This window comes from Kosakonia sp. ML.JS2a (assembly GCF_025642095.1).
GTDB lineage: Bacteria > Pseudomonadota > Gammaproteobacteria > Enterobacterales > Enterobacteriaceae.
Genome location: NZ_CP106754.1, coordinates 5,222,815 through 5,231,002 on the forward strand (window position 1 = coordinate 5,222,815; position 8,188 = coordinate 5,231,002).

General features: G+C 54.1%; 9 protein-coding genes. 1 reads left to right on the forward strand and 8 read right to left on the reverse strand.

The genetic code is table 11. From position 1 onward, the window contains the following. Position 1: 1 nt before the first annotated feature. Complete coding sequence (gene yieH / locus N7922_RS24620; protein ID WP_263098676.1) at positions 2–667, reverse strand: 6-phosphogluconate phosphatase; 666 nt, start codon at positions 665–667, stop codon at positions 2–4. Positions 668–836: 169 nt separating this feature from the next. Between yieH and N7922_RS24625 the strand changes: the two genes are divergently transcribed. Beyond that, positions 837–2,174, forward strand: a complete 1,338-nt coding sequence (locus N7922_RS24625; protein WP_263098677.1) for an NCS2 family permease — start codon at positions 837–839, stop codon at positions 2,172–2,174. Positions 2,175–2,214: 40 nt separating this feature from the next. Here N7922_RS24625 and N7922_RS24630 read toward each other — a convergent pair whose 3' ends face one another. The 7 genes from N7922_RS24630 to rpmH all read right to left on the reverse strand — a co-directional run bounded on the left by N7922_RS24630 (position 2,215) and on the right by rpmH (position 7,583). Next, positions 2,215–2,781, reverse strand: a complete 567-nt coding sequence (locus tag N7922_RS24630; protein ID WP_263098678.1) for an NADPH-dependent FMN reductase — start codon at positions 2,779–2,781, stop codon at positions 2,215–2,217. 20 nt (positions 2,782–2,801) lie between these two features. Continuing rightward, positions 2,802–3,548: a 4'-phosphopantetheinyl transferase family protein gene (locus N7922_RS24635; protein ID WP_263098679.1), complete on the reverse strand. Its 747-nt coding sequence runs from the start codon at positions 3,546–3,548 to the stop codon at positions 2,802–2,804. Positions 3,549–3,761: 213 nt separating this feature from the next. Continuing rightward, the gene (mnmE, locus tag N7922_RS24640; RefSeq protein ID WP_263098680.1) at positions 3,762–5,126 is read right to left on the reverse strand and encodes a tRNA uridine-5-carboxymethylaminomethyl(34) synthesis GTPase MnmE; all 1,365 of its coding nucleotides are present in this window, start codon (positions 5,124–5,126) and stop codon (positions 3,762–3,764) included. Positions 5,127–5,196: 70 nt separating this feature from the next. Then, positions 5,197–6,843 (reverse strand): membrane protein insertase YidC, encoded by a 1,647-nt coding sequence (gene yidC, locus N7922_RS24645; protein WP_263098681.1) that lies wholly within the window; start codon positions 6,841–6,843, stop codon positions 5,197–5,199. Between the two features lie 2 nt (positions 6,844–6,845). Next, entirely contained in the window at positions 6,846–7,103 is a 258-nt protein-coding gene (yidD, locus tag N7922_RS24650; RefSeq protein ID WP_071890658.1) for a membrane protein insertion efficiency factor YidD, read from the reverse strand. Next, entirely contained in the window at positions 7,067–7,426 is a 360-nt protein-coding gene (rnpA, locus tag N7922_RS24655; protein ID WP_017458071.1) for a ribonuclease P protein component, read from the reverse strand. The genes yidD and rnpA overlap by 37 nt, the downstream gene beginning before the upstream one ends. Before the next feature lie 16 nt (positions 7,427–7,442). Next, the gene (gene rpmH, locus N7922_RS24660) at positions 7,443–7,583 is read right to left on the reverse strand and encodes a 50S ribosomal protein L34 (RefSeq protein ID WP_000831330.1); all 141 of its coding nucleotides are present in this window, start codon (positions 7,581–7,583) and stop codon (positions 7,443–7,445) included. Between the last annotated feature and the right edge of the window lie 605 nt (positions 7,584–8,188).

An 8,188-nucleotide genomic window follows, 5' to 3' on the forward strand; every position in this document is an offset into this window, starting at 1 on the left:
GTTAACGCGTAACATGCCACCCGCGTGCGCGCCACAGCTCTGGCAACTGCGCTAAGTCAGTGAACGTAGTCACTTTCGGGTGATCGATGGGTTGGTTATGCGGATCGGCACAGAAGTAAAACACTTCCATACCCGCCGCAATACCTGATTGTGCTCCGGCAGTGGAGTCGTCCACCAGAATACAGTTTACCGGATTAACATTCAGCGCTTTTGCCGCATGGTACATTAACGCCGGATCGGGCTTCCAGCGCTGGATGTCATAACCGCTGAACAGCGTGTCCGGAAAGTGGTGCAACAGACCCAGTTTGCCTAACGAGTGCTGCATTTTGCTGACCGGGCCATTGGAGACCACGCACATCGGCACGCTAACCGCATCCAGCAGCGCGCCCGCTCCGGCAATCACTTCCAGTTCGGCGTCAAACAGACGCGCGACCTCATCACGATACACCGGCTCCAGCGCGGTTTTCGCCAGCGCCACGCCATATTCAGCGCTGATGACATCAATAATTTCGTACAGCTTCATGCCTTTAAAGCGCTTAAAGACCTCGTCTAACGCCAGCGTGATGCCAAATTCTTTAAACATATGCACATAAGCGCGCGAGCAAATTACTTCACTGTCGACCAGGGTGCCGTCACAGTCGAAAAATACCGCTTCAATGTGGGACATGCCGTTTCCTGTTTTATTGCAAGTTTAACGTTTACTTAACGCAGATAGCGGGACGCAATCGTTGCCGTATAAGCAAATTCAATGAAAAAAAGTGTGTGATAACCGTCAACATTGTCTCATTTTGGTATAGGATAGCGACGAATTTTCCCTCCTATTCCGGAAATTGATAATGAGCCAACAACACACTACCCAGGCATCGGGCCAGGGGTTGCTTGACCGCGTGTTTAAACTGCGCGAACACGGCACATCGGCACGCACCGAAGTGATCGCCGGTTTCACAACGTTTTTGACGATGGTGTATATCGTCTTTGTTAACCCGCAGATTTTGGGCGTCGCCGGGATGGACACCAGCGCAGTATTTGTTACCACCTGTCTGATTGCTGCGTTTGGTAGCATCCTGATGGGGCTGGTTGCCAACCTGCCGGTTGCCCTGGCGCCGGCAATGGGCCTGAACGCCTTCTTCGCGTTTGTGGTGGTTGGCGCCATGGGATTGTCCTGGCAAATCGGTATGGGTGCTATTTTCTGGGGTGCGGTTGGCCTGTTGCTGCTGACCATTTTCCGCGTCCGTTACTGGATGATTGCCAATATTCCGGTGAGCCTGCGTGTGGGGATCACCAGCGGCATCGGTTTGTTTATTGGCATGATGGGCCTGAAAAACGCCGGCGTCATCGTCGCGAACAAAGAAACGCTGGTGAGCATCGGCAACCTGACTTCCCACAGCGTTCTGCTGGGCGTTCTCGGTTTCTTCATCATTGCGATTCTGGCATCTCGTAACATTCACGCCGCAGTACTGGTTTCTATTGTGGTGACCACACTGCTGGGCTGGTTGCTGGGTGATGTGCAGTATCACGGTATTGTTTCCGCACCGCCGAGCGTGGCCACCGTAGTCGGTAACGTGGATTTGGCTGGTTCGTTTAATATTGGTCTGGCTGGCGTGATCTTCTCGTTTATGCTGGTGAACCTGTTCGACTCCTCCGGTACGCTGATTGGCGTTACCGACAAAGCCGGGCTGGTGGACGAAAACGGTAAGTTTCCGCGCATGAAACAGGCGCTGTACGTTGACAGTATCTCGTCCGTTACCGGGGCCTTTATCGGAACCTCTTCTGTTACGGCGTATATTGAGTCTTCTTCCGGCGTGTCCGTCGGTGGTCGCACCGGTCTGACTGCCGTTGTTGTGGGCTTGTTGTTCCTGCTGGTTATCTTCCTGTCGCCGCTGGCGGGGATGGTGCCGGGCTACGCCGCTGCGGGTGCGCTGATCTACGTAGGTGTGCTGATGACATCCAGCCTGGCGCGTGTGAAGTGGGAAGACCTGACAGAAGCGGTGCCGGCGTTTATCACTGCGGTGATGATGCCGTTCAGCTTCTCCATTACCGAAGGCATCGCGCTGGGCTTTATCTCTTACTGCGTGATGAAAATCGGGACGGGTCGCCTGCGCGATCTCAGCCCGTGCGTCATTGTGGTAGCACTGCTGTTCTTGCTGAAAATCGTCTTTATCGACGCGCATTAATCTGCATTTCCCTCTCCCGGTAAGGGAGAGGGAAAACCGATTACCGCTTAACGCGCTGGATGTACTCTCCAAAAGCGGTAAGCTGCCCGCTCAGGTGATCACGCGTGCTTTGATCAACCACTTCTCCCGTCTGCTGATCCACTTTGCTCTGAATTACCCCGCCCATAAACTCAGGCTTATTCATCACCATTGCATCGAGAAAGACGAGGATTTGGCGCAGATGATACTGGCAGCGTGCGCCGCCGATTGCGCCCATTGAACTGGTTTGAATCAATACCGGTTTCCCGGCGAGCGGCTGTTCCGGCAAGCGGGATAACCAGTCGATGGCGTTCTTCAGGCCACCCGGCACCGAGTAGTTGTATTCCGGGGTCACGATGACCACGCCGTCCGCTGCGCGGATTTGTGCGGCAATGGCTTCCAGGCTCTGCGGAAACCCCTCTTCCTGTTGTATATCGGCGTCATACAGCGGGATATCAGCAATCGAGGGCAGCGGTGTGATGGTCATTCCCGCAGGCGCAAGGCTGGGCAACGTACGCGCAACCATGGCGTTAAACGAGCCTTTACGCAGACTCCCAAGTAGTGTCACAACATTGAGTTCAGCAGACATGATGACTCCTTGCTAACGGATCAGTTAAGGATCAGGGCTTTTTCGGCAGGTAAGCTGGTGAATCGCATCAGGCGGGAGGCGGGATCGTTGGCGCGCGTTTGCACATCGGCAAGATAACGCCACCCTTTTTGACTATCAAATTCCCAGATTTTAAGACTTTCTATAGCGGGTGCGACGGCCACTGACCAAATCAACACGTCTTCAGCATCACACATCACTTCCACTTGCGCCAGTTGCGCCACGCGAAGTCGACCGGATCCTGGCAAAAGCTGTAACTGTCCGGGATCATCCTGCATCTGATGGATCAGCTTCATCACGCTTTGGCGCAGTGTCAAAAGCTGGGTTTGCGCTTCGTTCGGATCGTTTTGGTTATTGATCCACAACTGTTCATTGCCGGTGAACGGGTGTTGCTTTTGTCCGTGCGGGTTATGGAAACCCCGTGTCGCACGTTGAAGCTCCATATCCAGACCGCATTCACCCTCCGTTGTCAGCGCAACGCCCACCATGTTTCCGGCATAGGCCAGCGAGAACTGCGGCAGGCTGCTGTCTTCAAATGCGGGTTTTCCGCTGGCTTCAATAACGATCCCGGGCAACTCGCTGATACCGTAGAGCATAAACATCATTTCGGCGAGTAAGGCTCTGGACGCGAGGAAACGCGAACGTCGGTGTTCGGGGAGCTGACGCGCGCTATCGTGACAGGTTACAGGGAGTCGGGTAGAGACGAGATGTCCTTCTGAAAGAATCCCTCTTGCAAAGTGCGTAGCCATTTTTCGCTCCGTGATAATGGTCTGGATTAATCGAATCGATAATCAATATTATCGCCCATACTGGATAGGTTTTAATGCGGAAATTCGCATCTGAAAAGTCCTAAGCGACCATATTTACATTTTCTTTAGCCAATCCTGCGTACTTTACGAAATTTGGCTGGCAGGAAAGCAAACGGCCGCTAAAGCGGCCGTTCGGTGAGCAGTGGGAAGGGGTTATTTACCGATACAGAAACTGGAGAAAATACGGCCGAGTAAATCATCGGAGGTAAACTCGCCGGTGATCTCACTTAAGCTCTGCTGCGCCAGGCGCAGCTCTTCTGCCAGCAGCTCACCTGCCCATGCGCCAAGCAGTTGCGCTTTACCCTGTTGCAGATGCTCTGCCGCTGTTTCCAGTGCTTGCAGGTGGCGACGGCGCGACAGGAACCCGCCTTCCATGTTGGTGTCGAACCCCATGCTTTGTTTGAGATGAAGGCGCAGCGTGTCGACGCCTTCGCCGGTATGCGCAGAGAGTCGTATAAGTGAGTGATTGTTCACTTCACTCATGCCTGGCTGCTCGCCGGTGACATCAGTTTTGTTACGCACCACCGTAATCGGTAATTTCGCCGGTAAACGGGCAATAAAATCCGGCCAGATTTCCGCCGGGTCAACCGCGTCGGTGGTGGTGCCATCAACCATAAACAGTACCCGGTCCGCTTGCTCAATCTCCTGCCATGCGCGTTCGATGCCGATACGCTCGACTTCGTCACTGGCTTCACGCAGACCCGCTGTGTCGATAATGTGCAGCGGCATACCATCAATATGAATATGCTCGCGCAGCACGTCGCGGGTGGTGCCGGCGATATCGGTAACGATAGCGGCTTCCCGCCCGGCCAGCGCATTCAGCAGGCTTGATTTTCCGGCATTTGGGCGACCGGCAATCACCACTTTCATCCCTTCGCGCAACAGGCTTCCCTGGCGTGCTTCAGCGCGCACGGCATCCAGATCGGCGATCACGTTGTGCAACTGCGCTTCAATTTTTCCGTCCGAGAGAAAATCGATTTCTTCATCCGGGAAATCGATCGCGGCTTCGACATAGATGCGCAGGTGAGTAAGTGCTTCCACCAGGTGATTCACGCGGGTGGAAAACGCCCCCTGCAACGAGTTCAGCGCTGATCGGGCTGCCTGCTCGGAGCTGGCGTCAATCAAATCGGCGATGGCTTCCGCCTGCGCCAGGTCGAGCTTATCGTTGAGAAATGCACGCTCAGAAAACTCCCCGGGTCTGGCGATACGCAGCCCTGGCAGCATCAGAATGCGTTTTAACAGCAGATCGAGGATCACCGGGCCGCCGTGGCCTTGCAGTTCCAGCACATCTTCACCGGTAAATGAGTTTGGCCCGGGGAACCACAGCGCAATGCCCTGGTCCAGCGCTGCGCCATCAGCGTCCAGGAACGGCAGATAGTCGGCATAACGCGGTTTTGGCAGTTTGCCTAATACCGCCTGCGCAACGTCGCGCGCCTGGCGGCCGGAAATACGCAGGATGCCCACACCACCGCGTCCCGGTGGGGTTGCCTGGGCGACAATCGTGTCGTTATGGCTCATGGTTTGTTTTCCGAAACCTCAAAATAAAAAAGGCGGTCAGTTGACCGCCTTGTCTGAATCTTAACGCGTATCAGGAGCTTTTCTTCTCGCGGCTATGCAAACCACGTTTCTCCAGACCACGGTAAATCAGCTGCTGCTGAATAATGGTCACCAGGTTGCTGACGATATAGTACAGCACCAGACCTGACGGGAACCACAGGAAGAACACCGTGAAGATGACCGGCATGAAGGTCATGATCTTCTGCTGCATCGGGTCGGTCACGGTGGTCGGCGACATCTTCTGAATGAAGAACATCGTTACGCCCATCAGGATCGGCAGGATGTAGTACGGGTCTTGTGCGGACAGGTCATGGATCCACAGTGCGAACGGCGCATGGCGCAGCTCAACGGAGCCCATCAGCATATAGTACAGCGCCAGGAAGATTGGCATCTGAATCAGCAGCGGGAAACAGCCACCCAACGGGTTCACTTTTTCCGCTTTGTACATTGCCATCATCTCCTGGCTCATACGCTGCTTGTCTTCACCCAAACGCTCACGCATGGCCTGAATTTTCGGCTGCAGCATGCGCATTTTCGCCATGGAGGTGTACTGCGCTTTGGTCAGCGGGTACATGATGCCACGCACGATAAAGGTGATCGCGATGATGGAGAAGCCCCAGTTACCCAGGAAGCTGTGGATCCATTTCAGCAGTTTGAACAGTGGCTGAGAGATAAACCACAACCAACCGTAATCCACAGTCAGATCCAGGTGCGGCGCAGCGGCTGCCATTTTGTCCTGAATTTCCGGACCCACCCACAGGGTGCTGTTCAGCGTAGCGCTCTGGCCTGGCGCGATGCTTACCGGCTGCGATTTGTAGCCGATGGCGGCAACTCCATTACCCAGGTTGCTGGTATAGAAGTTGTTCGCACCGTCGTTGCGCGGGATCCACGCGGTAGCGAAATACTGTTGCAGCATTGCAACCCAACCGCTGTTTGCGCTGACGTTCAGGTTTTCGTTATCGGCAATGGTGTCGAACTTGTATTTCTCATACTTCGCGTCAGGCGTGGAGTAGGCGGCGCCGCGGAAGGTATGCAGCGCAAAGTTGCTGCTGCCTGTATCGCGGTGTGACGGCAGATTGATGGATTGCTTCAACTGACCGAAGGCAGCCACTTCCAGCGCTTTCTCGCTGGCGTTCTGCACGTTATAGCCTACGTTCACCGCGTATTCGCCGCGTTTCAGCGTGAATGTTTTGGTGAATGTGTTGCCAGCGGCGTCGGTATAGGTCAGCGGGATCGCCAGTTCGTTCTGGCCGTCGGCCAGTACAAACGCATCTTTTTCCACGTTATACAGCGGACGCGGGCCATTCGCCGGGTTGTCCGGACCGTTAGCACCCGTCAGGCCGCTCTGCGCCTGATAGATAAACTGCGGTGTGGTTTCCAGTAACTGGAACGGCTCGCTGGCACCCAGTTCTTTCGGATAAGCTGGAAGCAGTGCCTGCTCAACATCACCACCACGGGTGTTGATGGTCAGCTCAAGCACATCGGTTTTAACCGTTATCAGTTTCCCCTGGCCACTGGCCGGTACGCCCTGGTCGGCTGCGCTACCCGCTGCGGTGGTCGTAGTCTGCGTGGTCTGCTGTTGCGCCGGAGGAGGATTTTTATCCTTCTCCCACGTTTGCCAGATCATGAAAGACACGAACAACAAAGCGATGATAAAAAGATTGCGTTGCGAATCCATCGTTAGTGTTCTCTGGTTTTAGAAGGTCCTGGCGGGACGGGATCGTCTCCACCCGGGTGTAAAGGGTGGCATTTTAATACGCGTTTCACTGTCAACCAACTGCCTTTTATCACTCCAAACCTGCGCAATGCCTCAATTCCATAGTGAGAGCAGGTTGGCGTGAAACGGCAGTGCGGCCCGAGTAGCGGACTAATCAGGCGTTGATAGACCCGAATCAGGCCGATCAGGACCCTTGAGCCAGGCGACAATGGCGGCGCCATAATTTTTCCAACGCTTCCGAGAGAGCACGGTTATCGAGGTCGGCAACCCCTTTCTTCGCCACCACCACAAAATCCATTGCCGGCAGTTCATGCTGGCGCAAACGAAAACTTTCACGCGTCAGACGTTTAATCCGATTGCGTTCATGAGCGCGTTTGACGTTTTTCTTGGCGACGGTAAGACCGATACGGGGATGCCCCAGCGAATTCAGGCGGCCGAGGATGGTGATTTGCGGCGTGCCAGCCCGTTGTGGCTGCTGGAAGACGAAAGTGAAATGAGTGGGAGTTAACAAACGTAACTCCCTGGGAAAAGCGAGCTTAACCACTCAGGGGTTAGCTTTATTACTTGGAAACGGTCAGACGTGCGCGGCCTTTAGCGCGACGACGAGCCAGAACCTGGCGACCATTTTTAGTAGCCATACGAGCACGGAAGCCGTGAGAACGGTTGCGCTTCAGTACAGACGGTTGAAAAGTGCGTTTCATGGCGGTTTCTACCTAAACTTGAATAAATTCACTGACTTTTGCGTATGCCTGAACGGAAATCGAACGACTGGCGCGCAAGCCATGGGTAATTAAAGAGGCCGGATTGTAATAATTGTACACTCCGGAGTCAATTCTCTTTCCTTATAGCGCACGTATTTTCGCACATAATCGCGCGAAAAATAAGCAGCATTCGACGACTGCATAAGAGCATGACGCGCCGGGGGCAGGATTATACGGGGACGGCAGTAAAGCGCAAGGATCCTCCTGGATCTTCGTTAGATCGTTTAAGCAATAAATCGTCGTTACTCATTAAATTTTCCAATATGCGGCCTAAATCGTCCCGTTCCTCTCTCAGGATCGTTTACACTGACCCGGTTCAACATCGCCCTGTGGATAAATAGTGAAGAATCTGTGAGAAACAGAAGATCTCTGCCGCGGTTTACGCTATGATCCGCGGTCCCGATCGCGATCCAGGATCGTGAGCAGGGCAAAAACCGTAAATAGCGGTTCGCACGTCACCCGATTGGGTCTTATCGATGTGTGTCAAAAAACATTAATGTTTCTGTCTTTACTATTTATCGATTTTCGTTCGAGTGGAGTCCGCC

Excerpts from the sequence above, each read along its gene's own strand:
- yidD (WP_071890658.1), bottom strand. The coding sequence starts at position 7,103 with ATGGCGCCGCCATTGTCGCCTGGCTCAAGGGTCCTGATCGGCCTGATT.
- yidC (WP_263098681.1), bottom strand. The coding sequence starts at position 6,843 with ATGGATTCGCAACGCAATCTTTTTATCATCGCTTTGTTGTTCGTGTCT.
- rpmH (WP_000831330.1), bottom strand. The coding sequence starts at position 7,583 with ATGAAACGCACTTTTCAACCGTCTGTACTGAAGCGCAACCGTTCTCAC.
- N7922_RS24625 (WP_263098677.1), top strand. The coding sequence starts at position 837 with ATGAGCCAACAACACACTACCCAGGCATCGGGCCAGGGGTTGCTTGAC.
- yieH (WP_263098676.1), bottom strand. The coding sequence starts at position 667 with ATGTCCCACATTGAAGCGGTATTTTTCGACTGTGACGGCACCCTGGTC.
- mnmE (WP_263098680.1), bottom strand. The coding sequence starts at position 5,126 with ATGAGCCATAACGACACGATTGTCGCCCAGGCAACCCCACCGGGACGC.
- N7922_RS24630 (WP_263098678.1), bottom strand. The coding sequence starts at position 2,781 with ATGTCTGCTGAACTCAATGTTGTGACACTACTTGGGAGTCTGCGTAAA.
- N7922_RS24635 (WP_263098679.1), bottom strand. The coding sequence starts at position 3,548 with ATGGCTACGCACTTTGCAAGAGGGATTCTTTCAGAAGGACATCTCGTC.